This window comes from Plesiomonas sp., from assembly GCF_051650925.1.
GTDB lineage: Bacteria > Pseudomonadota > Gammaproteobacteria > Enterobacterales > CAMTGL01 > Plesiomonas.
The window spans coordinates 1-1008 of the sequence record NZ_JBOFRH010000380.1; the positions used below are offsets into that span (position 1 = coordinate 1).

Genomic DNA, 1008 nt, shown 5'->3' on the forward strand with positions numbered 1-1008 from the left:
ATCAGGCCATCGCAACCGATGCTCGCCCTTTGCATGATAAAGATGGCCCTGTGAGTGGATTACCTTTGCCAAGTACGCTGATTGGCTCGACTAACGAAGCGGCCTTAAGCGATACCTTACAACCGGTATCCAGTGACCCACGAGGCTTAGATACCGAAGGGATCACGCCGGATGGTAAAGGCGGATTTTGGCTCAGTGATGAATATGGGCCATTTCTGATTCACGTCGATCAGCAGGGAAAAATTCTGGAAAAATATGCCCCAACACCGGCGGCCGGCGAACAAGGGGTGGCCACGGGTTTACCTAACATCCTCAAATGGCGTCAGCCGAACCGTGGCTTTGAAGGGGTGACGCGCCTTCCTAATGGCCAGCTATTAGTGGCCGTACAAAGTACGCTGGATATCGAAGGAAAAAGTAAAAATACAGCTCAATTTACGCGCCTCATGAGCTTTGACCCAACAACGGGTAAGACAGCCATGTACGGCTATCCGATTGATGTAGATAGCTATAAAAAAGCCAAAGATGCCAAAATTGGTGATATTGTGGCGCTAGATAACCAGCATATTTTGCTAATCGAACAAGGTAGTGATAAAGACAAACAGATGATCAACAAGATCTATCTTGTCGACCTCACTGACGCCAGCGATCTTGCGGCCTTTGATAGCAGTGGCACCGCCCCTGAGTTTGATGATGCAAAAACATTGGCCAAACGTGGGATAAAACTGGCGCAAAAACGCGAAATTGCCGACCTGCGTAAACTCGGCTGGCAACATGAAAAAGTCGAAGGCCTCGCGCTCATTGATAATCATCGTATCGCCATACTGAATGATAATGATTTTGGCCTACAACCTAAATTGATGAATGCCGAAGCAAACACCAAGAAAATCACCGACTATCAGGTCAATGAGCAAGGCAAACTCAACGTAGATGGAAAGCCCGTCGCCACCACGTTGGAACTCCACCCACTGGAGCAACCAGAATCGTTGAGTGAGCTGTGGGTGATCACCT

Annotated in this window: 1 protein-coding gene; it reads left to right on the forward strand. The window is 48.6% G+C overall.

Features of this window, described 5'->3' with window-relative positions; genetic code table 11:
- The coding region (locus ACRC27_RS08685) for an esterase-like activity of phytase family protein (RefSeq protein ID WP_438639702.1) at positions 1 to 1008 on the forward strand (1008 nt) is incomplete at both ends.